At 49.0% G+C, this 22,462-nt stretch carries 25 protein-coding genes; 19 read left to right on the plus strand and 6 right to left on the minus strand.

The features are described 5' to 3' along the window. Window position 1: 1 nt before the first annotated feature. Window positions 2-1,090, plus strand: a complete 1,089-nt coding sequence (locus WC593_03260; protein ID MFA4824155.1) for an MFS transporter — start codon at window positions 2-4, stop codon at window positions 1,088-1,090. Window positions 1,091-1,207: 117 nt separating this feature from the next. Then, window positions 1,208-2,200, plus strand: coding sequence for a tetratricopeptide repeat protein (locus WC593_03265; protein MFA4824156.1), 993 nt, complete (start codon window positions 1,208-1,210; stop codon window positions 2,198-2,200). A 98-nt stretch (window positions 2,201-2,298) separates the two neighbouring features. Here WC593_03265 and WC593_03270 read toward each other — a convergent pair whose 3' ends face one another. Next, window positions 2,299-4,884 carry a PAS domain S-box protein gene (locus WC593_03270; GenBank protein MFA4824157.1) on the minus strand — a complete coding sequence of 862 codons (2,586 nt, stop codon included), beginning with the start codon at window positions 4,882-4,884 and terminating at the stop codon, window positions 2,299-2,301. 300 nt (window positions 4,885-5,184) lie between these two features. Here WC593_03270 and WC593_03275 point away from each other — a divergent pair, with 300 nt between their 5' ends. The 7 genes from WC593_03275 (at window position 5,185) to WC593_03305 (ending at window position 11,663) form a co-directional block, all read left to right on the plus strand. Continuing rightward, complete coding sequence (locus tag WC593_03275) at window positions 5,185-5,493, plus strand: hypothetical protein (GenBank protein ID MFA4824158.1); 309 nt, start codon at window positions 5,185-5,187, stop codon at window positions 5,491-5,493. 54 nt (window positions 5,494-5,547) lie between these two features. Next, complete coding sequence (locus WC593_03280; GenBank protein MFA4824159.1) at window positions 5,548-7,659, plus strand: methyl-accepting chemotaxis protein; 2,112 nt, start codon at window positions 5,548-5,550, stop codon at window positions 7,657-7,659. An 86-nt stretch (window positions 7,660-7,745) separates the two neighbouring features. After that, entirely contained in the window at window positions 7,746-8,255 is a 510-nt protein-coding gene (locus WC593_03285) for a chemotaxis protein CheW (protein MFA4824160.1), read from the plus strand. Between the two features lie 75 nt (window positions 8,256-8,330). After that, entirely contained in the window at window positions 8,331-8,534 is a 204-nt protein-coding gene (locus WC593_03290; GenBank protein MFA4824161.1) for a hypothetical protein, read from the plus strand. After that, a complete protein-coding gene (locus WC593_03295) occupies window positions 8,534-9,988 on the plus strand; it encodes an alpha-amylase (GenBank protein ID MFA4824162.1) in 1,455 nt (484 codons plus the stop codon). The genes WC593_03290 and WC593_03295 overlap by 1 nt, the downstream gene beginning before the upstream one ends. Continuing rightward, a complete protein-coding gene (locus WC593_03300; GenBank protein MFA4824163.1) occupies window positions 9,970-11,109 on the plus strand; it encodes a glycosyltransferase family 4 protein in 1,140 nt (379 codons plus the stop codon). Before WC593_03295 ends, WC593_03300 begins: the two co-directional genes overlap by 19 nt. Before the next feature lie 83 nt (window positions 11,110-11,192). Further along, window positions 11,193-11,663, plus strand: coding sequence for an Hsp20/alpha crystallin family protein (locus WC593_03305; protein MFA4824164.1), 471 nt, complete (start codon window positions 11,193-11,195; stop codon window positions 11,661-11,663). Window positions 11,664-11,686: 23 nt separating this feature from the next. Here the strand turns inward: WC593_03305 and WC593_03310 are convergent, their stop codons facing one another. The 4 genes from WC593_03310 to WC593_03325 all read right to left on the minus strand — a co-directional run bounded on the left by WC593_03310 (window position 11,687) and on the right by WC593_03325 (window position 15,164). Further along, window positions 11,687-12,856: a M20/M25/M40 family metallo-hydrolase gene (locus WC593_03310; protein ID MFA4824165.1), complete on the minus strand. Its 1,170-nt coding sequence runs from the start codon at window positions 12,854-12,856 to the stop codon at window positions 11,687-11,689. Between the two features lie 14 nt (window positions 12,857-12,870). Continuing rightward, window positions 12,871-13,374, minus strand: a complete 504-nt coding sequence (locus WC593_03315; GenBank protein MFA4824166.1) for a hypothetical protein — start codon at window positions 13,372-13,374, stop codon at window positions 12,871-12,873. A 321-nt stretch (window positions 13,375-13,695) separates the two neighbouring features. Beyond that, window positions 13,696-14,574 (minus strand): GTP 3',8-cyclase MoaA, encoded by an 879-nt coding sequence (gene moaA, locus WC593_03320; protein ID MFA4824167.1) that lies wholly within the window; start codon window positions 14,572-14,574, stop codon window positions 13,696-13,698. 8 nt (window positions 14,575-14,582) lie between these two features. Then, on the minus strand, window positions 14,583-15,164 hold the full coding sequence (locus WC593_03325; GenBank protein ID MFA4824168.1) for an RlmE family RNA methyltransferase: 582 nt from the start codon (window positions 15,162-15,164) through the stop codon (window positions 14,583-14,585). 100 nt (window positions 15,165-15,264) lie between these two features. On the opposite strand from WC593_03325, the gene WC593_03330 reads away from it, so the two are divergent. Beyond that, window positions 15,265-16,008, plus strand: coding sequence for a DNA polymerase sliding clamp (locus WC593_03330; protein ID MFA4824169.1), 744 nt, complete (start codon window positions 15,265-15,267; stop codon window positions 16,006-16,008). Continuing rightward, window positions 16,008-17,099, plus strand: coding sequence for a DNA primase regulatory subunit PriL (priL, locus tag WC593_03335; protein MFA4824170.1), 1,092 nt, complete (start codon window positions 16,008-16,010; stop codon window positions 17,097-17,099). Before WC593_03330 ends, priL begins: the two co-directional genes overlap by 1 nt. Here the strand turns inward: priL and WC593_03340 are convergent. Continuing rightward, window positions 17,080-17,256 (minus strand): hypothetical protein, encoded by a 177-nt coding sequence (locus tag WC593_03340; protein ID MFA4824171.1) that lies wholly within the window; start codon window positions 17,254-17,256, stop codon window positions 17,080-17,082. The two genes, priL and WC593_03340, sit on opposite strands and share 20 nt — an antisense overlap. Before the next feature lie 108 nt (window positions 17,257-17,364). Between WC593_03340 and WC593_03345 the strand changes: the two genes are divergently transcribed. The 8 genes from WC593_03345 (at window position 17,365) to WC593_03380 (ending at window position 22,377) form a co-directional block, all read left to right on the plus strand. Continuing rightward, window positions 17,365-17,907, plus strand: a complete 543-nt coding sequence (locus WC593_03345; protein ID MFA4824172.1) for a thiamine-phosphate synthase family protein — start codon at window positions 17,365-17,367, stop codon at window positions 17,905-17,907. A gap of 25 nt (window positions 17,908-17,932) precedes the next feature. Continuing rightward, window positions 17,933-18,124 carry a 30S ribosomal protein S17e gene (locus tag WC593_03350; GenBank protein MFA4824173.1) on the plus strand — a complete coding sequence of 64 codons (192 nt, stop codon included), beginning with the start codon at window positions 17,933-17,935 and terminating at the stop codon, window positions 18,122-18,124. An 8-nt stretch (window positions 18,125-18,132) separates the two neighbouring features. Further along, window positions 18,133-19,101, plus strand: a complete 969-nt coding sequence (dapA, locus tag WC593_03355) for a 4-hydroxy-tetrahydrodipicolinate synthase (protein MFA4824174.1) — start codon at window positions 18,133-18,135, stop codon at window positions 19,099-19,101. An 8-nt stretch (window positions 19,102-19,109) separates the two neighbouring features. After that, window positions 19,110-19,874, plus strand: a complete 765-nt coding sequence (dapB, locus tag WC593_03360; GenBank protein MFA4824175.1) for a 4-hydroxy-tetrahydrodipicolinate reductase — start codon at window positions 19,110-19,112, stop codon at window positions 19,872-19,874. A gap of 84 nt (window positions 19,875-19,958) precedes the next feature. Next, window positions 19,959-20,132, plus strand: a complete 174-nt coding sequence (locus WC593_03365) for a 4Fe-4S binding protein (protein MFA4824176.1) — start codon at window positions 19,959-19,961, stop codon at window positions 20,130-20,132. A 309-nt stretch (window positions 20,133-20,441) separates the two neighbouring features. Further along, a complete protein-coding gene (gene asd, locus WC593_03370) occupies window positions 20,442-21,461 on the plus strand; it encodes an aspartate-semialdehyde dehydrogenase (GenBank protein ID MFA4824177.1) in 1,020 nt (339 codons plus the stop codon). A gap of 13 nt (window positions 21,462-21,474) precedes the next feature. Continuing rightward, the gene (gene albA / locus WC593_03375) at window positions 21,475-21,756 is read left to right on the plus strand and encodes a DNA-binding protein Alba (GenBank protein MFA4824178.1); all 282 of its coding nucleotides are present in this window, start codon (window positions 21,475-21,477) and stop codon (window positions 21,754-21,756) included. 114 nt (window positions 21,757-21,870) lie between these two features. Then, window positions 21,871-22,377 carry a hypothetical protein gene (locus WC593_03380; protein MFA4824179.1) on the plus strand — a complete coding sequence of 169 codons (507 nt, stop codon included), beginning with the start codon at window positions 21,871-21,873 and terminating at the stop codon, window positions 22,375-22,377. Window positions 22,378-22,462: the final 85 nt, after the last annotated feature.

Here is a 22,462-nt window from a genome sequence, read left to right on the forward strand (position 1 = left end):
TATGAGAACCCGGCTCACTCTTTTTTTCGGCGTCTTTGCAGTGATGGCCCTTTCCAATGCCATCGTTCCCGTCCTACCAGCATTTGCGGATAGTTCTTCGCTGCAGGGTGCAATCTATGCAGCATATTTCCTGGGAGCCGTAGTCAGTACGCTTCCTGCCGGTATACTGTCTGACCGGATCGGGCATGTCCCGCTTATCCGTCTTGGCCTTATCACTACGGTAGTCAGCGGGATGTTTCTCGCGCTTATCGGATCTCCATTCCTTATGCTGGCGATCCGTTTTATTGAAGGGATCGGGGCGGGGTGTTTTATTGCTGCTGCCATGTCGTATGTCAACTCTGTACCGGATCATCAACGTATGAGCGGGTACTTCATGGCGATGCTGAATGCCGGACTTGTTACCGGTCTTGTCGTTGCGGGCTGGCTGAGTGTCTTGTACCAACTCCCGGTAATCGGAATACTGCTGTTTGCCTCATGTTCTCTCATTCCCGCAGGTGCCAGCTTTTTCATCCGTGAGTCTCGGCAAGTCACACCCCGCAACGATACCCATCTCCTCCTGCCCCTGGTGAACGAATACCGCTGGCTCTGGTATTCTTCGATTATTATGGTCGGCATAACCGGTGTGGTCATCTCGTTATACCCTGAATTTTCCAGCGCATCTGCCGATATTGACGGGATCTGGATTGCATTGATGAGCGTTTCTACCATTCTCGCAGCGCTCATCACCTCCCGCGTATCGCTGCAACCGGTTCTTGCAATCCGCTGGTCAGCGGTCCTGATGGTTTTGGGAGTCCTTATCGCTTTTTATTCGCCAGTTGGTTTCATCGTCATAGGCGCACTTGCAGGAATTGTCATGATCGCCCAGATGGCATTTCTTGCCGGCAATAAAGCGCCCCAGGGTCTTGCCATGGGGCTGTTTTCTACAACCAGTTATCTGGGTATGGCAGCACTTCCTTTCATTGCCGGTCTGATCGCAGACACTTTTGGTTTTTTTTCTGCATACTGTGCAGCGGCATTCTGTGCTATTACCGTGGCTCTTACCATTGGATTCTGCGCCTGTCATAAACCAGAGCCGGGCAGAGTCCGTTAAAATCTTCAGTGATTCCACGGATCCCAAACACACCGGCACATGAAACGTCTAGAGCGTTTTTCTTGGTAAAAAATGAATACATTCATCTGCGATTAAGGGAAATTTCGACATAGGATTATGAAATCAAAAACAATTATTCTGGTTGTTCTCTTAGCCATTCTCACCATTCCCGTCGTGCATGCTGAGGATGCACAGGAATGGTATACCAAGGGGCAGAACGCGGCAATAGTGGGAAACTATGCTGATGCCCTTACGTATTACAATAATGCGCTCGAACTTGACAAGAATTTTGCCGCTGCAATGGCGGGAAAGGCAGAGACCTTAAATGGTCTGGGACAATACGAATCTGCCGTTAATCTATCCGAACAGGCTCTTGCGATACGGGCTTCAGATCCGTATGCATTGAATGCCCGGGCATATGGCCTGTTTAAACTCGGGAAATATAATGAATCCGTGGTTGTCTATGATAAGCTCTTCACCATCCAGACCAACCGCGGAGATGCATACTGCAACCAGGGGTATGCTTATCTCCAGCTGGAGAAGTTCGATTCATCGGTTGTCTCCTATGATCGCTGCACAACACTTGACCCCCTTAACTTCATGGCCTGGAACTACCAAGGACTGGCTTACATGGGCAGCCAGATGTACGACCAGGCGCTCAATTCCTTTAACCGGGCAACCGGAGTAACCATAACAAACGCAACCGTCTGGAACAACAAGGGACTCGCCTATGTCCAGCTGGGTAAATCGCAGGATGCATCCGAGTGTTTCAAAAAAGCCCTCGGCATTGATCCGAATTTTGCCGATGCAAAAAAGAACAGAGAGAGTATGGTGGGAAAACTCCAAATCGTAAACATCACCGGCACCATCACCCCTGTTGTCACAATAAGCCGGATCGGGACGTTTTACACAACGGCAACACCCGTACTGGTGCAGACAGAGATAACTTCCCCTTCACCAGGGGTAACCGCAGCAATCACATCAGATATTACTGCAGTTGTAACATCGCCAGTGCCAAAGAAAACAACGTATTCATCAGTCTCTTTCCTGACCGTGCTTGGTGCGCTGGTTGTGGTGTGCGGTTTGATTCTTGTATTGAGAAGAAAATAATCATACCAATCTAATTTTATTTTAAAAATCCGAAACGACGATCCGGTTCTCATTCGGCAAATCCACAGATCCTGCACCCGTAATTCTCCCGACATTAATCAAATTCGCCGGTTAACCGTCTGGATCTGTGCCTGCTGCCGCATCATCTCTTCTGCCCGTTTGCGCTCGGTGATGTCAAGATACGTTCCCAGCACGCCGATGATCTCTCCCCCGGCATCCCGCAACGGAACTTTGCTTGTCAGGAGTTGAATTCTTTCACCAGTCGATGAGGTCTGCGGTTCTTCGAAAAGGAGTTTTGGTATTCCGCTCACAATTACTGCCCGGTCATCATTACGGTACATATCGGCCTGATCACGCCAGCCCATTGCATAATCATCCTTGCCGATAATATCCTCCGGTTTATTAAAGCCGGCATCGCGGGCAAACGCAGTATTGCAGCCAAGATAAACTGAGTTTTTATCCTTCCAGAAGACCCGGACGGTGATGGAATTAAGTATGGCCTCCAGGATCTGGCGTGATTCGCGCAATGCCTTTTCTCCCAGTTTACGATTAGTAATATCACGAATATGGGAAAGCCAGATCCTCTTCCCATCGTAGGTAACCAGGTGACCGCTGGATTCGACCGGGATGGTCGTGCCATCCTTTCGCAGGAGCCGGGTCTCAAAAAGGAGTGATTCCTTGAATTCTGCCTGACGGATTATCTCTCCGAGCATGGGATGAAGTTCCGGGGGCATAATTTCAGGGGGACCCATGGTGAGCAGCTCCTCACGGCTATATCCGAGCATGCGGCACGTAACCTGGTTCACGTCAATGAACCGGCCGGGTAACTCATCTGTAGTCAGGGTATGCAACAAAATGGCATCGTTTGCCCAGTCGAACACGTTACGGAATTTTTCTTCGCTTTTTCGCAGCGCCTCTTCGGCCAGCTTGCGCGCAGTGATGTCAACAAGGAGGTGAACAGCTCCGGAAAATTCACCACTATCAGAAAAAACCGGATCAACCGCAGCAACAAACCACTGGTCACCGATCTTCAGTTCAAGGGTCTCACGCTGCCGGCTTTTTTGTGCTTTCACGTTCGGGCAGTCCTCGATCGGGTAGACGGTACCATGCAGGATCTCGTAACAATACCTGCCATCAATCTCATCTGCTGGTTTTCCGATAAATGTTTCAAAGGCACGGTTGTACCGGACAATCCGTCCCTTATAGTCGAGCAGGAAAACCACATCAGTAATAGCATCGAATGTCGTCTGCCATTCCCGCCCGATCTTCCGTATGGTATCATCGGCTTTTTTGCGCCCGGTGATGTCGGTTGCAAAACAGCAGCAGTACTGTTTTTCCTTAAACTCAAGGTAATTGAGAACAATCTCAACCGGGATATCGCGCCCTTCGCGGGTCTTTATTGCGGTTTCGAATATGTACTGATGATTCTGACGGGTGGTTTCCCAGATCTCGTCCCATGTCAACAGGAGGCTTCCGGCAAGAAGATCCGTAAAATTTTTTACAACCAGTTCACGGTAGGAGTATCCCAATACCTGCCGGGCTTTCTTGTTCATATACACAAACCGGGCCTCGCGACTGATCCAGATGATCATGTACGAAGCATTGTTCATCGCAAACTGGGTAAACTGGAGCTGAAAATCAGCTTTCTCGCGATTGGAAATATCGGTATAGATCTGTTTATTTAACTCCTGGATCTCGATCTTGTGCTGCCGGATTATCTTCTCCAGTTCATCTGCGTCTCTGCTGACTTTCTCTTCAAGTTTTTTTATCTCAGTGATATCAAGGCCTGTTCCCTGGTACCCGGTAGTCTGGCCATCCGGGTTGAATATCTCCCGGAATTTCCATCGCTGCCACCTTGATTCCCCCATAGGAGTAATCACCTTGAATTCCAGTGATGCAACCGGGCGGGCAGGATTCAGTGTGGAGAGACAGTTTTTGATTTTTTTATACTCGCTGTCGGGAACCGCTGGCCGCCACTCATGACCGAGCAGATCGGTTATTGGCTTCTGCAGCAGCTTACCATAAGTCAAGTTGATGTAGGTGAGTGTTCCGTCCGGTTTGAAACGGCAGATATATTCTACCTCATCCATTTCAACAAGCAACCGTTCAGCACCGGTTTCCGGGTGAGTGGGATATTGGGTGCCAGCTGTTATATCAGCAATAAGGGCAACGCCGGGATCCCCGTTTTCAAAAAAGACCGGGCTGAAGATGAATGTGCCCGGCAGGGATCGATCCGGAAGCACCAGTACCGTAGAAATCCGGATCTCTTTGCCTTTCAGGCCATCACGGATGAGATGGGACAGGTCCGGGTGCGATTCCAGAAAAAACGGCAGTTGTTCAACTGTTTTTCCTATGAGATCTTTTTTAGGCACCTGAAGGAGTTCCCGGAACGGTTCATTAATATCGATAACAATGAGGCCCTGGCTGAATATGAGGACATTGTTTTTTCCGATTTTTAGAACTGCTGCTGCGGGCAGTTTGTTTGCAAGCGTATAGATCCTGGCAGATCCATACTGCCTGACCGTGACCCTTCCCAGCATCTGGAGCATATCGAGATACTTGGCAACCGAGTTCCGGTTCATACCCAGCGTGGTTGCGATTGCCTTGATACTGAGCCCATCCGTATTATTCGCAAGCAGTTTCCTGATGGCATCAACCTCATCCGGGAATTTATTTACTGCCATTAGATATGCTTCACTGTATTCTTACTATAAAAAGATAGCGCATATGCCATGCACCAATGCCATGCATTCAAATATATTTATATTATGCATAGATACAATACGAATCACCCCTTAATAGGGTGCGGCAATCAGGCCCGGTATCCTCCGGAATCTGACAGGCCAGAGAATCAACAAGAATCTGCCTAGTGTCTGTTTGGCATAAAGACGATAGGGACAAAGCGTGGTGAGAACGATAAAAGACACCATTTCGTGAAAGGGAATATTGTCAGCCCGGGGAATGGGAGACCTCAGAGATCTGGTATGGAACAAAAAGAGCTGTTACAAAAAAATGCAGCACTCTGGATGCATTACTCCAATCTTTCGATGGGCATAAATGCAAAAAGCATTTTTCCCGATAACGGGGCTGAATATAAAACAAGGATGAGATCAGAATCTCCCATTAATTTTTGTGCCTCGTCATCATTGTTTCAATTTTTGTTTCATAATTTGACAATTAGGGAAGAGTCTATACCCCATGTTATGTATTCGTCTGCATACGGCAACCTGCCGGAACTGGCACCTCCCTGGCAGGAACCGACCGGGGGAGAACGAAAAACCGCCCTTTCGTAAGAGGGGATATCGCCGGACCGGGGAATTGGGGAACATGAAGGAGGAAGGAAGTGTATGAGTTTCATTGATGATATGAAAATCGGAAAGAAAATGATCGGGGGATTCCTGGTGGTAATCCTCCTTCTCGCTATTGTGGCAGTAGTCGGGTACACTAGTCTGCAAACCATGAGTACGAACACAGCGAGCATGTACAATGATCGGACGGTTCCAATTGACCAGTTGGGAAAAGTAGCTGCTGATTTCCAGCAGATACGGGCAGAAGTCTACCGGTATGACTTTGTACCTGCAGCTCGACCTGCCACTGTCGCAACGGTTGAGTTGATGAAATCAGATATCAAGACGCAGATGGATGCCTACCGGGCCACGTATCTTGTGGAAGAAGAGAAGATCAATCTGGCAAAATTTGATGCCAGCTATCCACTATTCCTTGCAGAACTGGACAAGAACTTCAAAGCTGCCGATGCCAATGACCAGAAAGCAGTCGATGCATCTCTTTTAGCCGGATCTCCTTTGATCAATGCACGGACAGACACTGTTGCCGCATATAAGGCGCTGCTTGAAGTGAATGTCAAAGAAGCTCAGAAACTCGATAATGCTAGTGATGCGATAGCCGCAAGTAGCGGCATGATGATGATTATTGCAACCATTGTTGCCATAATCGCAGGGATCGGCATTGCGCTGTACCTTTCCAAGAGCATTACCGGACCAATCGATCTGGTTGCGACCAACCTTAAGGAGCTGGGAAAAGGCCATCTTGGCAACCGGTTGAAGATGAACCGCAAGGATGAGATCGGTGACATGGCAGGAACCATGGACACATTCTCTGATGACCTCCAGAACGTGGTAATCGGGGCCATGAAGAAGATCGCTGACGGCGATCTTTCCGTAGATGTACAGTCTAAAGATGCGCAGGACGAGATCGGGCCTGCCCTCCGGACTACCACCGAATCGCTCCGCGCCCTGGTCGCTGAATCCAATATGCTCTCGAAGGCAGCGGTCGAAGGAAAACTCTCTATCCGCGGGAATGCCGACAAGTTCAAAGGCGGGTATTGGGAGATTGTTGCCGGAGTCAATAAGACCCTTGATTCCGTAGTCGGCCCGGTGAATGAAGCGATGCGGGTATCCAATGAATATGCACAGGGCAACTTTACGGCACGTGTTGACGAGAAACTCAATGTGCAGGGTGACTTCGTCAAATTCAAGCAGGCACTGAACAACATCGGCATTGAGGTCTCGAAATCACTGTCGGTCATCAATCAGCAGGTCGGTAACCTGGCCGCAAGCGCTGAAGAGGCCAACGCCAGTGTTGAGGAAGTCTCCGCGGGTTCTGCGCAGGTTGCAAAGAATGCAAGCGGTGTCAGTGTCAATGCGGAGAAGGCCACGCAGGGTATCGAACAGGTGCAGAAGGCAATGGAAGATCTCTCTCACACGATCCAGGATGTGGCAACCAAGTCTGAAGCGGTAGCAAAGATCGTGCAGGACACGACAAATTTCAGCAAGGAAGGCATGGAACTTGCCCAGAAGACCGAACAGGGCATGCAGGGCATCACCAAATCCTCCAATGACGTGAACCAGATCATCGGTGAGATCAAGGACCAGATGGATAAGATCAGCGAGATCGTTAACCTGATCACGGACCTTGCAAACCAGACGAACCTCCTCGCCCTCAACGCCGCGATCGAGGCGGCCCGTGCCGGTGATGCAGGACGCGGATTTGCAGTCGTTGCAACCGAAGTCAAATCCCTTGCGGTTGAATCCCGGGCATCAGCCGAGCGCATTGCCGGGATGATCGATAATCTCCAGAAACAGACGTTAAATGCAGTTGACGCGGTCACATCAGCTAATACCGGAGTCCGGGAAGGCAGTGAAGCCCTGCACGAGACACTTTCCAGTTTCACCAAGATCGTCTCTTCAATCGACAAGATCAGCCAGAATGTGAGCGACGTTGCAGCTGCTGCAGAAGAGCAGGCTGCATCGGTTGAGGAAGTCACTGCAAGTGTCAATGAGGTGGGCGGACTGATGCAGAACACCACGAGGGAGGCAACGGATGCAGCTGCTGCAAGCGAAGAGTCCAGTGCAGCAATTGACCAGATCACCAAGGTGGTGGCAAATGTCAACAATATCGTTGACAAGGTGACAAAAGAAGTCTCGCGGTTCAGGGTCTGATGACGGAGGGTATTCCCATGGCAAAAACAGCAGGTGAAAAAGAGGAGTTAAACTCCCCCTCCGGATCAGCAGCGATCCAGTCGGAGATGGTCCTGAAGAGAAAGGATCAACACCAGGCGGGTATGCTCCAGGTGGTTGAGTTCCTGCTCGGAAAAGAGCACTACGCAGTTGATCTCTTCGATGTGCGGGAAGTGGTGGAGTACACATCCATCACCAAGCTTCCTAACACCCCTTCCTATATGATGGGCATCATCGACCTCCGGGGTGAGATCACCACCATAATTGATCTCAAGGAGCGCCTCAACATACTCGAGAAATCGGATCTTCCCGTTGAGAGCAGCAGGATCATTGTCCTGGATGAAAAGATCACAAAGGCAAAAACCGGTATCTTAGTAGACGATGTCCTCGCGGTCTCCACCTTCGAGCGGAGCGATATTGACTCCACGTCGGCCTCCGGGGGGCGCGAAGACGCAGCGATCCTTGGTATCATCAAAAAGAAGATCAAGGAAAAGGAGCACGAGCGGCACGAACTGATCATCTGGATAGATATCCGGCATCTCTTAGTAGATATCGGAGAAGGGACGACGGATGCCTGAACCTGATGGTTGAGGGAATACATGAGTATGACGATATAAGCAACGGAAATGACGGAAAGAGGAATGGGATCTGACATGGAACAGAAGGAAATAACACAAAAAAAGGCAGCGCTTTGGGTGCATTATTCCCATCTTTCGATGGGCATGAACGGAAAATCCGTGATTATTGATAACGGGGCACGTATTGAAGGAGAACACATTTCGCTAAAACATCCTCCTGAAAATAATCTGGCCGAAATGGACAAAAATGAACGGATGAATAATGAGGTACCCCGCTGATGCCTGACGTCTGTTTTGGCTTTGAAGTGCACCAGCCATTCCGGCTCAACCGGCACTTCTCGCCGGATCCGAAGAAGAAGAAAAAAGATCTATATGACCTCTATTTTGATGAACTGAACCGGGAGGTGCTGGACCGGGTCACAGAAAAGTGTTACATGCCAGCCACGCGGATAATCCTTGAAAAACTGGATGAAGGGTTCCACTGTGCGTTCTCATTCTCCGGAACCTTAATCGAGCAGCTGGAGAAATGGCAACCGGATGTGCTGGACCTCTTTGACCATGTTGCACGGCACAAGAACTGCGAGCTGCTCGGGCAGACCTATTATCACAGCATCGCCGGCTGTTTTGGCGACAAGTCGGAGTTCATCAACCAGGCCGGCATGCACACCGACCTGATGTATGATCTCTTCAAGATCCGGCCCACCGTCTTTGAAAATACCGAGTTCACCTTCAACAACCAGATCGCCACCCACGTAAAAGAGATGGGCTATGCCGGCATCTTCACCGAAGGTGTAGACCGGGTTCTCAGCTGGCGCAGTCCGCACCATATCTATACCTGCTATGATATGCCCGTTCTCCTTCGTGACATCCAGCTCTCCGATGATATCGCATTCCGGTTTGCCAACATGGGCTGGGACAAGTACCCACTGACCGCGGATACTTATGCTGACTGGCTGGCCGGCACAACCGGGGATGTTACCAATATCTTTCTGGATTACGAGACCTTTGGGGAGCACTTCTGGCAAGAGACCGGCATCTTTAATTTCCTCTCCCACCTGCCCGCCGAGCTGGAGAGACGGGGGGTAACGACAGTCCTGCCGACAGAGACCCTGCTGCAGAAAGCACCGGTCGGCACGATCGATGTCTGTGATACGATCTCGTGGGCTGATATCGAGAAGGATGCATCGGCCTGGATGGGCAACGAGCGGCAGCACACTGCCTACTCGGCGATTCAGAAAGCGGCGGTCTTTGCCAAGGACAAATCCATCTGGCGGTATCTCACCACCAGTGACCACTTCTATTACATGGCCTCCAAGTACGGCACCTGCGGCGAGGTGCACAACTATTTTAGCCACCATGAGGCCGAGGATGCGTTTCGGACATACATGGCGATCCTTGCGGACTTTGAGAAACGGAACATACGGGTGATGAAGAACCGGCGATCCGCAAAGACGCTGCGAACCCTGACACCGGAGGAGGCGTTCCACTTTGCCTCGCCATCCGGTTATGTCGGGTATGCAGCATATAGTCTCGACCAGTTCTACGATCTGCTCCGGGTAGTGCCGGCCGACTCAATCGCGTATCACCAGGAACGGGGAGATATTGCCCACTGGATCGAACATACACTGGACGATGAAAAACTGGCCGGAACCGTGAAAGGCTGTACAGACCGGCAGGAACTGTTGAAAGAGATAAATGAACGAAAGGAGTTGTTATGGAGTCACTTAACGTAGCATTCTTCTGCTGGGAGTCGATGTATGCCGAGCGCGTGGGCGGTCTTGCAAGCGCAGCAACCAACCTCGCAGAGACCCTTGCAAAGAATCACGAAGTACACTACTTCACCCGTGGAGGAATGCCGGATCAGGTAATCAACGGAGTCACGTACCATTACTGCCGGCCGCAGGGTAGTAATACGGTGCACTACTGCGAGGACATGAGCAACCAGATGGTCGAGCAATTCCATCAGTTCGATAAAAAAGTGAAATTTGATATCCTTCACTTCCATGACTGGCACCCGATCCCGGCGCTCCACCGGTTGCAGGATCGGGATACGATCCTCACGTTCCATTCTACCGAATATGGGAGAAACGGCAACCAGTTCGGAGACTGGTGGGAATTCTGCGAAGTCTCGGGTAAGGAATGGTATGGTGGTCTGATTGCAAAACGGGTGACCGCTGTGTCAACGGTCATGAAAAACGAAATTATGCATCTCTACAATGTGCCCGACTGGAAGTGCGATGTGGTTCCCAATGGTATCGTGCCGCGCCAGTACCGGTCCAATCTCGATCCCGGTGATGTGAAACGAACATACGGGATCCACCCCTATGCCCCGCTTATCCTGTTCATCGGGCGGCTGGTCTACCAGAAAGGGCCGGACCTGTTCATCGACGCGATCCGTAATGTATGCCAGCACCGCTGGGATGCGAAGGTGATTGTGGCCGGTGACGGGGGTATGCGGCAGTTCCTCCAGGAGCGGGCATGGGATCTCCCAGTGAATTTCGTTGGCTATATTCCGGATTCGGAGTATATTCGTCTGCTGAATGCATGCGATCTTGTCGTAATCCCAAGCCGCAACGAACCGTTCGGTCTTGTGCTTCTCGAAGCATGGAGTGCGGGTAAACCGGTTGTTGCCTGTGATGTCGGAGGCCTGTCAGAGAACATCGACACATTCGTCAATGGAATCAAGGTGCAGCCGGAATCCGGTTCGCTCGCCTGGGGGATCAGGACTATGATTGATGATCCCGGTAATGCAGAAGTACTCGGAAGGCGGGGACGTTCGAAGGTCGACCGGCAGTTCCTCTGGGACCCAATCGCACACCGGATGGCTGACACCTACTCGCGGGCCAGCGGGTAAACCCAGGATCCTGCACCAGTATTGTCGTTGAACACACACCGGACGATGTGGCTTTTCGTCTGGAATAAAGACGAGGAAAATGTATGTGGCGAAGAAACCGGTCAATTTTTGATGAACTTGATGATATGCGGGCATATATGGATTCCATGTTCCACCAGATGGGGGAACCGGGCAGTGTGCCGCTTTTGCCCGCAGGCGATACGGGAGAATTAGCTATTGTTCCCCAGGGCCATATGCATGTCGATGTCACCGAACACGATGATACAGTCATCGTGACCGTGGACATGATGCCCGGTATCACAAAACAGGATATCTCCCTTGATCTGATCAACCCGCGGGCGCTCCGGATATCCTGCGAGCGGACAATGGAGATGAAAAAAGAGAAGGAGGGTTATTACCTCCACGAGCGCCAGTTTGGCTCAATGAGCCGGGTCATCCCACTGCCCAAACCGGTCAGCGAAGGCGGGGTGAAGGCCACGTTCAGGAACGGCGTGTTGGAGGTTCAGCTGAAAAAACAGGTAAAGGAGATCAAGTCTAAAATTACTATTGAATGATTCTTTTTTTCTGATACTTTATACTACACATACTTCTGCATTACCGTCTGGTATATGGCAGCAGCCTTCTCCAGCGACTCAACCTGTACGCGTTCATCGATGGCATGCAGCAGGGTCAGTTCACCAGGGCCATACTCAATGACATTGAACCCGTATTTCCGGAGATGCCGTGCATCGCTTGCCGCCCACTGCACAATGGGAAACACCCTTCCCCCATAGATCTCCTGTATTGCTTCACACGTTCGTGAAACAAGCGGACATTCCGGACTGGTTATTGAGGGGTCGTGGGATTCCTGTGTCACAATCCGGCCATTTCCTGCATGAACCGAAATGTCGGCGATAAGATCCTTAATCCTGCAGCCCCAGGGGATCCGGAATTCCAGTTCCAGATCGCAGTGCTGTGCTACCACATTGGATTTTTCACCGCCGTAAATGATTCCCGGGTTAAATGTGAGATTCTTTAGGATATTACTAACGTCATGGATATGAAATTCCTGTGCAAGCACACCGGAGGACTGGCTGATAATCTCCTTTAAGTGTTCATCTACGGGATACTCCCGATCATGCAGACTTCTGACATATTCGAGAAAATCCATCACTTCCATGATGGCACTGACCCCGACTGCAGGATAGAGCGACCCATGGGCGGGTTTTCCCGTAAACTGCATATCAAGCCGCATCAGACCTTTCTGGCCGATATTTGGGTGCCGTGTGGGTGTAGGTTCTGCAATAATGCAGTCACCGGGAGAGATGGCATTATCCGCCAGAAGCCTCCGAATTCCGTTCTCTCCCCCGGTCTCTTCATCACACACAAAAGCAAGGGTGGCGGGGATCTCATCGTTTTTATTGGCAATCGTTTCACAGGCAGAAAGGATGGCAGCACAACCACCTTTCATATCAGTTGTTCCCCGGCCGTACACATACTCGTCATCAATAATGCCGGATAACGGGGGATGGGTCCAGCCACTGTCAAGAGCGGGGACGACATCCACATGTCCACAGAGGAGAAGTTTTTTTCGAAGCCCGCGGGTGACAAGGTTGCACATCCCTTGTGCATTACCCGATATGTCTGATTCAATACCAATGCCGGTAAGGAACGCCTGAATATATTCACAGGCCTCATCAGTCCTGCCAGGCGGATTCTCCGAATTAATTTTTACGAGGTCTGAACAAATACGGCTGACATCTGTCATAGGGTAACCTGCAATTAATGACTGGCGGAATATGTTACGAATAATGTCGAGAGTGAAGCATCATTGTACAGGCTCTTTAAAAAATCCTGGTCAAAAAATTCGTCTATGAGGATGTAGAAAAAATCAGCGGACAGTGGTGTTTTACTGTTAGGATCTGGCACAATACGGAAACTCCGGTAACTGGCTGGATCTTCTGAATTGTAGATCATCTGCCATAATGATGGTAAGGCTGCAAATTTCTCCGGTCTGGTTTCCCGCAGCCAATTGATAAATCCTTTAAATTTACTCCGGTCTCCTTTTTTTTCTTCATCTATACGCCAACGGAGATATTCTCCACCCATGATATTTTTCGGGGATTCATAATGATAAGCATAGATGCTTGCGGTATAGTCAATATGAGCTAACGCGTCAATAAAGAAAAAATACAGCGTCTTGTTGAAACTTCCGGTATCGTGGAGCATGAGTGATTTTTCATACAGGTGGTTGAGGACCGCCAGAAATTCATTTTCATCCTGCATAGCAACAAGTTCGTTACGGCATTGTAAATATATTGCCGTAAATGCGAGATCGATTTGTGTGAAAAACTTACCATTGGTGGAAAAGACTGGGCACATCACTGTTTTTAGTCGAAATTATGGAGGCTGATGCCCTTATGCCCCCAACTAAGGAAGAGGTCTGATATCACGAAAGGGCGCCACGAGGTGATTTAGTGACTAAAAGTTACTAAAACCACCCTGCCCTGCCGTGTCTCGGTAAGCACATGAGACAGGGGATAGTTACAAAAACGATTTTCAGAGTTAAGTGTGACCTTAAGGGTTCATGGGGTTTAAACAGAGCCACTATTTGTAAAAAGGTTCGCGCAACGAGACTGCTTTTTCAAACAATGCTTCAAGCTCCTTACCGCTCTTCCCGCGGATATCAATATGATTATCCGTACGAAGAAGGCAGGGTTTGAGTTTCCCGTCAGAAGTCACCCGGAGGCGATTGCAGAACGCACAGAATTCAGTATTATGCAGCGGGCGGACAACTTCCACTTCTGCCCCGTCAAGGCAGTATTTTTTCCGGTGATGCATCCTCCGGGTAATGATCTGTTTTGAACGGGCAGCAAGTGAGTCTTCAAGAATATTGAGATCGCCATGATTGGTGCATTCATTGAAGTGCATCAGCTCGATCAACTGGAGAACAAGATTCCGGTTTCCCCGGACAAACGCAAGGAAATCATCGATCTCATGATCGTTGATACCGGCAAGTACAACCATGTTCAGTTTTACCGGTGTGAGTCCCGTTTCCAGTGCTGCGGTAATGCCTTCCAGCACATCATCAAGTTTGTCCGTACCGGTAATTTTTTTGTAGGTATCATGGTTCAGGCTGTCGATACTCACATTTACCCTGCGCATTCCTGCCTGCTTGAGATCAGCGGCAAGTGCTGCAAGACAGGTACCATTGGTAGTTATCGATGATTCCATACCATCAGGAACAGACCTGATAATCTCCAGAAGATCCGGCCGGAGCATGGGTTCCCCTCCGGTAAATTTCACGCTGCGGATACCGAAATGTGCACCCACGCGTAATATTTCTGCGAGTTCCCCGGCGGACAGTGGTTCTTTTGGTGCTTTTTCCCCCTCCCGGTGACAGTATATGCAGGAGAGGTTACACTTCGGGGTAAGACTGATCCGCAGGTTGCTCACCGGGCGATTGAAGGGGTCTTTGAGGGTCATGATACTGTTCAGCCAATAAAGTTTTTTGCAACAATATAGAGCTCGGTGCTCCCTTTCCGGGTGGACTGGGTCATGCAGGTTTTCACGGCATAGAATTTTGTCTTGCAGTCCGCATAGAATTCAGGAAAGTCCGTCCCCTGGAATGATTTCACCACAAAATTGCCGCCCGGTTTTAAGACTTTGCAGGCAAATGCAAGTGCCTGCTCATTCAGCTCAATAATCCGTGCCTGGTCGTAACTCCTGTGACCGGAGAGTTTTGGTGCCGCGTCGCAAAGTACGATACTTACAACACCCAGACTTGATTTGACCTGCTCTACAACCGCGGGATCATTGATATCGCCTTCAATTGTTTCAACACCCTCAAGTTCCGCTATCGGGTTGAGATCAATACCAATGATACGGGCATCCGTAAGTGTCCGTTCAATCTGAAGCCAGCTTCCGGGGGCCGCACCAAGATCTACGATGTTGTCATCCGGTCGTATGACTGCAAATTTTTTCTGGATTTCCATCAGCTTATAGGCTGCCCGTGAACGGTAGCCTTCGTGTTTTGACCGAAGATATGTTTTATCTTGTCCCCATTGTGAACCCATTGTCTGTATCGTTCCCCTATACAAGTCCGGGTTAAACCCAAAACGCTATAATTAAAGTATGACGATATACTGTATAAGATAGATTGTTAAGGGGTACGCGATGTTAAAAGCTACGATTGATGCAGATATTTTCAGGGAATTCATCGATGCGATCTCGGCTCTCATCCCGGAGTGCCGGCTGCATACGGACGAGAATGGTATATCCACGCGGGCTGTTGATACCGCGAATGTTGCGATGATCGGCCTTACGCTCAAGAAAGAAGCGTTCGATTCATTCAGCGCGACAAACAGCCAGATTGGCATTGATATATCCAAAATGAAGAATATCTTTGGCATGGCAGGAAAGGGCGACTTGATCAGCCTTGAACTTGGGGATAATGCCCAGAAGATGTCGGTTTCAGTGCATGGATACCACTACTCGATTACGCTCCTTGATGTGAATACCATACGAAAGGATCCCAACCCCCCGACCATCAGTCTTCCGGGAAAGATCGTGATTGCCGGCGATGATTTTAACAATGCCATGAAAGCGGCAGCGGTAATATCCGATAAGATCGCGCTTGGAATTAACGTAAAAGACCAGACCTTTTACCTGGTTGCTGAAGGAGATACCGATCATATACGGCGCGAGTTCTCAAAGGATGAACTCAAATCCCTCACCCCCGTTGAGGCCCGCTCGCTCTTTTCCCTTGATTATTTAAAAGACATGGGAAAAGTTATGGCCAGGGCCGCAGAGGTTGAAATTTACCTGGGTATTGATCACCCGGTAAGGTTCTCGTTTGACATTGCCGGTGGCAACGGGCATGTCGAATACCTCCTTGCACCCCGGATAGAGGCTGATTGATGGATTTTTCCCCATCTGCAAAGGAACTTTCCCATTTTCCCTTTTTAAAAAAAGCCCAGGACCATATCAAGGGTCGCTTTTCATCGCTGGATTTTCTGTTTACGGATAAAAAAGGCGAGGCACTGATTGAACGCGCACTCGATCGCATCCAGGATGCTATCACCATAAAAAAAACCATTGTTCCGGAAATTACCGGTTCGGCCGATGATGAAATTGCCGGGTATGCTCTTGCCCGGATCATTGTCTCCTGTGTTCATGACAAAACACTCATTGACCGGCTCACGCGCTACGAGGCAGAGCGGGCGTATTTTTTTCTTGTCAATGAAGAAGAGTGGAACCAGAATTACCATGGTGATGGTGAATACTCCCGCTTATGTATTGCGATTGCACATGAGCTGGGAATCCAGATAACAAAAGACCGTATTCCGCTTGTCGATTATGTCGAACTGGTTGCACCCCTTCACCAGGACCGGTTTAATCTGGTAAACCGTAGGCTTGAACATGGTTTTGTGGATATAAAAAAGGATGAACGATACGAATTGCTCCGGGAACGCATCCGCGTACTCCTGCGCAGGGATCTCCCGCGAAAGGTCCCCTCCTCAATCTGCGAAAAACTCGCACCCAATGTTGCCCAGCTCAAAAAAGTGTACCAGGAAAAGATGCTCCAGCAGTTCGGTGCTGTTGAGGAGAGTTCATTTCCTCCCTGTATGCAGGCACTTATTACAGCGCTCACTGCGGGTACAAATCTTACCCATGCCGGCCGCTTTGCTCTTACTACCTATCTCCACACGATTGGCATGGATGCCAATGCGATTGGCCAGCTCTATGCCCGATCACCGGATTTCGATCTTGAAAAGACCATGTACCAGGTTGAACATATTACCGGCAGGGGAGGGTCGGGAACTGAGTACACTACTCCAGCCTGTGCAGCCATGCGCACAACCGGGCTGTGTATTCACAGCGATGCCTTATGTGAAAAGGTCAACCACCCGCTCAGTTATTACAAGGCTAAAAAGAGAGACCGGTCAAAGGATTCTTTCAAAAAGACCGGGGAGCAATCTGCGATGCCACCTAAGCAATCTTCTCGTTAACGAGATATCCTGCTCCGGAAAGAAAGAGGATAAAGACAATTATTGCTGCAATGTAAGCGATACTCGCAGTCATCACCAGGGGTAATACGGCAAGCAATGCAATCAGGATCAAAAAGGCAATTAAACCTATGATCACATCAAGAAGTCGGGCATCCATCAGCTAAATTTTCGTTGCAGAAGGATATAGGCTTAACCGATTTTCTGCGCGGGTTGGGTGCAATTATGAGACATCATTAAGGCTCGTCCCACCCATTTTCTTACTGGCATGCACAATCCGGCACATCAACGAAATGAGATTCTTAACCGGCTTGAGCTGGCAGTCACTTACCTGAAAGACTCGATGAGTATCCAACTCGTTCCGGAAAGTGGGGCTTCTGTCGGGTATGCAATACCAGGGGCACGGGATAGTAACGGAGTTGCGGCGGTTCCGGGTGGGATGGTCATCTCTGACGGGAAAGTTACTGCCCTCCATCCATGCGCGTTTGGTGCAGATGAACCCTGCGCGCGTATCATTCTGACAGCAATGAAGTCCGATCCATGCATACGGAGCGCCGCGACCATCAGGTTCTCAGAAAACGTGCTTGCCGTGTTTGAAGCGATGCTCCTGGAATGCATACCCCTGGATCACACCCGGAAAGCTCCGGGAATAAGCACAATGGACTGGGGTATTGCATCCAGCTGCAACGACGGTGTACCTGATATTATTTATGATACTGGCGGGAAAAATAAACCGGGAATTATCCATATTTTTGGCGAGGATCCTGTCGTCGTTGCAAACAATATTATTATCTGTTCAAACCGCATTTAACGTATAGAACTTTGAGGAATCGTACATGGGAATCAAACCGTCATACATTAAAAACCTCGGTACCGCAATTCTGGCCAAGCAGCGAGAGTACTTCACGAACAACTTCGATGAGAACAAGGTACAACTGGGTGCTTCAGCAATTATCGAAAGCAAGCGTGTCCGGAACCGCGTCGCCGGCTACATCACAAGAAAAATAAATACCAAAAGACGCTCATAACCTATTTCATGTTTGAAGGTGTCCTTCCGGCAATTATTACCCCTTTTAAACGAAACTCTGCGATGGGCCTTGATATTCAGGGTCTTGAACGCAACATTGAGTTTCTTCTTTCCTGTGGTATTCATGGGATTGTTCCGTGTGGATCGACGGGTGAATCTGCAACGCTTACGTTTGAGGAGCACGAGAAGGTTATCGAGATTACCGTCGATAAGGTCAAGGGCCGGATTCCGGTAATCGCCGGCACCGGATCCAACAACACAGCAGAAGCGGTAAAGTTGACAAAGGCTGCAAAGGACATCGGTGCGGATGGGGTGCTTGTCATCAGTCCGTATTACAACAAGCCAAACCGTTCCGGGCTCATCAAGCATTATACAAAACTGGCGGATATCGATATTCCGGTCATTATGTATAATGTTCCGGGAAGAACCGGCCAGAATCTTGAACCCGATCTCGTTGCCGAGCTTGCCCGGCACCCGAATATCGTTGCTATCAAGGAAGCCAGTGGCAATATCAGCCAGATCTCAAGAATCATTGAAGATACGCAGGATGATGAATTTGCTGTTATCTCCGGCGATGACAACATCACCCTCCCGATCATGGCCCTCGGAGGTTCTGGGGTAATATCCGTTGCTGCGAATGTGGATCCCCGGCGCATGGTGGCCATGTATGAAGCCATGAAACATGGCGATTATCAGAAGGCACTTGTCCTGCATTTTGCCTTGTCCCCGCTCTTCCGGTCGATGTTCATCGACACCAACCCCATTCCGGTGAAAAAAGCCGTGGAACTGCTGGGCATGGCGGGCGGGCCTGTGCGCCTTCCCCTTGATGAACTGGATATAAAAAAGATAGAACAACTCAAAAAAGTGCTGGCTACAATTCCCGCACAATCCGGTGCAAAACGCGCGGTAACCGCTAAGAAACCGGCAAAACCGATAACCGGAGCAAAAAAACCTGTAACCGCAAAACGGACGAGGTAATCTGAATCATGATCAAAGTAGTTGTGTGCGGGGCCTCGGGAAGGATGGGGCAAACGATCGGCAGGATGGTCAACGAGTCCTCAGATCTGGAACTGGTTGGTGGAATTAACCTCAAACCCAGTTCTTTTTTTGGAACTGAAATTGTTGAAGCGAAAAATGCAGAAAAACTCTTGAAATCGACAAAAGCTGATGTGCTGATCGATTTTACCATTGCGGTTGCAGCTGTCGAGAACGTGAAGATGGCAGCGCGAAATAACGTTGCACTTGTTGTTGGTACAACGGGCTTTACTCCCGAGCAACGTGCAGTCATGGAAGGGGCAATCCATAACGCCGTGCCTGCAGTGATATCCAGCAATTTTTCAGTTGGGGTAAATATCTTCTGGCAGCTTGTCAGGGAATCCGGAAAGCTGCTCAAAGACTATGATATCGAGGTTTTTGAGGCGCACCACCGGAATAAGAAGGATGCACCGAGTGGCACGGCAAAGACAATCCTGCAGATCCTTGAAGAAGAGGCAGGTCCCCGCCAGAAGCAGTACGGGCGCGAAGGTATGACGGAACGGAAAAATGAGATCGGGGTACATGTCATCCGTGGTGGCGATATTGTCGGAGATCATAAGGTCATGTTCTCAAAGAATTTTGAAACAATTGAACTCTCCCACCATGCGTCCGATCGTTCCGTCTTTGCAAGCGGGGCCCTCCATGCAGCCCGGTGGGTTGTGGGTAAAAAACCGGGTATCTACGGCATGAGCGATGTGCTCAATCTCAAAAAATAACCCTTTTTTTCAAAGAATCATAAGAATGTACAATCGAAACCCTTTTTTTGTCTTTTGTAAAACATATACGATGGAGTGAACGAGTTGGTAGCAGTCGTTGATATTACCAAGTGTACCGGATGCGAAACCTGTGTGAGTGAATGCCCTGCATCGGCAATAGCCATGGATAACGAAAAGGCCAAAGTGGACAAGGATATGTGCGTCGACTGCCAGACTTGTGTCGATGTCTGTCCGGCAGAAGCTATTCACATGGATTAAAACCGGAGATAATTTCCGGTCCTTTTTTTAAGGGAACTTATATTCAAGTATACGCGGTTATTTATTCTATGGTTTTCGGGAATCTCTTCCCACTGAGGAACAGATGATGATTTTTGTAAACCGTATCTGACATTATCTTCGTATTTTTTGGCCGGATCATAATACATATGGTATAAAATAAAATAAATTTTTTTAGATTGTTTAAGCAAAATATTAAAAAACAATGTTTTTATTATCACAGGTGAAATGGGATTTTACAACCCGCCATCATCACAAACGGGAAAAACATACAAACAGGACCTGACACCTATGATCAATGTTGGAGTGCTCGGAGCAACGGGTGCGGTTGGTCAGCGATTTGTTGAACTCCTTGCGGAACATCCCTGGTTCAATCTATCGACACTTGCCGCATCAGATCGCAGCGCGGGAAAGCCCTACGGAAAGATCGTGAACTGGCGTCTTGATACGCCATTTCCTGAACATATTGGAAAAATAAAAGTCGTCCCTACCTCGCCAAAAGCGATGAAGGGTGTTGATCTGGTTTTTTCTGCCCTTCCAGCAGAAATTGCTGTTGATGTAGAAAGAGAATTTGCCGATGCAGGGATCGCGGTCTGCAGTAACGCAAGTTCCTACCGGATGGAAAAAGATATTCCCCTTGTTGTACCGGAAGTCAATCCGGAACATCTCGGCCTCATTGATGTCCAGAAGGATGCCGGAAGGGATGGGTTCATCGTCACTAACCCAAACTGTTCTACCATTGTGATGGTTACTGCGCTTGCACCCATCCGCCAGTTCAAATTCACCGATCTCCGTGTAGCAACAATGCAGGCAATTTCCGGCGCAGGTTTTTCCGGGGTTGCAGCTATGGCGATCTACGATAACGTAATCCCGTATATCGGAAAAGAAGAAGAGAAGATGGAGACCGAGACGCTCAAGATTATGGGAACGCTTAAGGGCAGCAAAATTACCAATGCCTCGTTCAACGTCAGCGCCAGTTGTCACCGTGTGCCGGTGATTGATGGACATACGATGGCAGTCTGGGCAAATATCAAAGAACCGGTAGACACGCTCAAAAAAGCCTACCGTACCTATAAACCCCTGATTAAAGGACTCCCGACACAACCCGCAGAATCCGTCCATTTCTTTGATGAGGAACCCGATCGCCCCCAGCCCCGTCTTGACCGTATGCGGGGAAAGGGAATGACCGTTTCCGTCGGCCGCTTGCGTGAGGGCGTACGTTTCGTTGCAATGGGTCACAACACAATCCGTGGTGCTGCCGGCGCAAGCGTACTGAATGCAGAACTGATTGTAAAAAAGAAGTATCTCTGAACAGGTGAAACCTATGCAGCCGCTGAAAGAAAACACAGTATTCGTCGGGAATAAACCGGTAATGAACTACGTGCTTGCCGTAGTTACACAGTTTAACAATGGTGCAGACCAGGTGGCCATCAAAGCAAGGGGCAAGGCAATTTCCCGGGCTGTTGATACCGCAGAGATCTCCTTAAACCGGTTTTTAGAAGGTGTGACCAAGAAAGAGATTGTGACTTCAACAGAGGTCATAGATACTGATTCCGGTAAGACCAATGTTTCAAGTATCGAAATTATTCTTATTCATAATAAATAATCTTATTTTTATTTTTAACAAACCGTATTCCAGGCACGGATTCAGGAAAATCCATAGTTTTCTGCACAGGAACACCCAAAACCATTTAAGTTGTATTCACAAACGTGTATTGCTATGCGAGCCCGTGCTATCGCGCTGTTGTTCATAATTCTCCTGTGCACCATCGCCCCGGCATTTGCCGCAAATGAGGACCGTTATGGTTACCTCAAGGTTCAGGATGTTACTGTACGACTTGATAACGGGACTGCAGCCATCCATGTAAATTATTCTGTTGATGAAGGCACACGATTCATCTTTTTTTTGCTGGGAAAACAAGATCTCAAGAATAAGCTGTTAAAGATTCTCAATTATGACAGTGCCCAGATAAAACGCATTGATCTTTCAAGCGCAGATTTCACTGTAGAGGATGCAGCATTCTCTTACGGTAATGGGATTTACTGGTACCCATCTCATGAATTTAATGTTGCTATCCCGAGTCTTACCATTGAGACGCCACAGGTTACCCGAAACTTCACGATGGTAAAAGAATTTCCTGCCGGCATGGGCTATTTTGCAGAAAACAAATATGAGTCACTACCTGATTCCTCGGGCAATGTAAACCCGGGTATGCGATCTCATTGAACGGCTGAATTCTTATTGCCGGTTCTTTTTTCACATTAATCTGGTTCAGTTTGGATAAGGACATTAAAATCCGGATTACTATCTC

Origin of the sequence: Methanoregula sp., from assembly GCA_041645435.1 — an archaeon.
Taxonomy (GTDB): Archaea; Halobacteriota; Methanomicrobia; order Methanomicrobiales; family Methanospirillaceae; genus Methanoregula.

Excerpts from the sequence above, each read along its gene's own strand:
- WC593_03260 (MFA4824155.1), top strand. The coding sequence starts at position 2 with ATGAGAACCCGGCTCACTCTTTTTTTCGGCGTCTTTGCAGTGATGGCC.
- WC593_03265 (MFA4824156.1), top strand. The coding sequence starts at position 1,208 with ATGAAATCAAAAACAATTATTCTGGTTGTTCTCTTAGCCATTCTCACC.
- WC593_03270 (MFA4824157.1), bottom strand. The coding sequence starts at position 4,884 with ATGGCAGTAAATAAATTCCCGGATGAGGTTGATGCCATCAGGAAACTG.
- WC593_03275 (MFA4824158.1), top strand. The coding sequence starts at position 5,185 with ATGGAACAAAAAGAGCTGTTACAAAAAAATGCAGCACTCTGGATGCAT.
- WC593_03280 (MFA4824159.1), top strand. The coding sequence starts at position 5,548 with ATGAGTTTCATTGATGATATGAAAATCGGAAAGAAAATGATCGGGGGA.
- WC593_03285 (MFA4824160.1), top strand. The coding sequence starts at position 7,746 with ATGGTCCTGAAGAGAAAGGATCAACACCAGGCGGGTATGCTCCAGGTG.
- WC593_03290 (MFA4824161.1), top strand. The coding sequence starts at position 8,331 with ATGGAACAGAAGGAAATAACACAAAAAAAGGCAGCGCTTTGGGTGCAT.
- WC593_03295 (MFA4824162.1), top strand. The coding sequence starts at position 8,534 with ATGCCTGACGTCTGTTTTGGCTTTGAAGTGCACCAGCCATTCCGGCTC.
- WC593_03300 (MFA4824163.1), top strand. The coding sequence starts at position 9,970 with ATGGAGTCACTTAACGTAGCATTCTTCTGCTGGGAGTCGATGTATGCC.
- WC593_03305 (MFA4824164.1), top strand. The coding sequence starts at position 11,193 with ATGTGGCGAAGAAACCGGTCAATTTTTGATGAACTTGATGATATGCGG.
- WC593_03310 (MFA4824165.1), bottom strand. The coding sequence starts at position 12,856 with ATGACAGATGTCAGCCGTATTTGTTCAGACCTCGTAAAAATTAATTCG.
- WC593_03315 (MFA4824166.1), bottom strand. The coding sequence starts at position 13,374 with ATGCAGGATGAAAATGAATTTCTGGCGGTCCTCAACCACCTGTATGAA.
- moaA (MFA4824167.1), bottom strand. The coding sequence starts at position 14,574 with ATGACCCTCAAAGACCCCTTCAATCGCCCGGTGAGCAACCTGCGGATC.
- WC593_03325 (MFA4824168.1), bottom strand. The coding sequence starts at position 15,164 with ATGGGTTCACAATGGGGACAAGATAAAACATATCTTCGGTCAAAACAC.
- WC593_03330 (MFA4824169.1), top strand. The coding sequence starts at position 15,265 with ATGTTAAAAGCTACGATTGATGCAGATATTTTCAGGGAATTCATCGAT.
- priL (MFA4824170.1), top strand. The coding sequence starts at position 16,008 with ATGGATTTTTCCCCATCTGCAAAGGAACTTTCCCATTTTCCCTTTTTA.
- WC593_03340 (MFA4824171.1), bottom strand. The coding sequence starts at position 17,256 with ATGGATGCCCGACTTCTTGATGTGATCATAGGTTTAATTGCCTTTTTG.
- WC593_03345 (MFA4824172.1), top strand. The coding sequence starts at position 17,365 with ATGCACAATCCGGCACATCAACGAAATGAGATTCTTAACCGGCTTGAG.
- WC593_03350 (MFA4824173.1), top strand. The coding sequence starts at position 17,933 with ATGGGAATCAAACCGTCATACATTAAAAACCTCGGTACCGCAATTCTG.
- dapA (MFA4824174.1), top strand. The coding sequence starts at position 18,133 with ATGTTTGAAGGTGTCCTTCCGGCAATTATTACCCCTTTTAAACGAAAC.
- dapB (MFA4824175.1), top strand. The coding sequence starts at position 19,110 with ATGATCAAAGTAGTTGTGTGCGGGGCCTCGGGAAGGATGGGGCAAACG.
- asd (MFA4824177.1), top strand. The coding sequence starts at position 20,442 with ATGATCAATGTTGGAGTGCTCGGAGCAACGGGTGCGGTTGGTCAGCGA.
- albA (MFA4824178.1), top strand. The coding sequence starts at position 21,475 with ATGCAGCCGCTGAAAGAAAACACAGTATTCGTCGGGAATAAACCGGTA.
- WC593_03380 (MFA4824179.1), top strand. The coding sequence starts at position 21,871 with ATGCGAGCCCGTGCTATCGCGCTGTTGTTCATAATTCTCCTGTGCACC.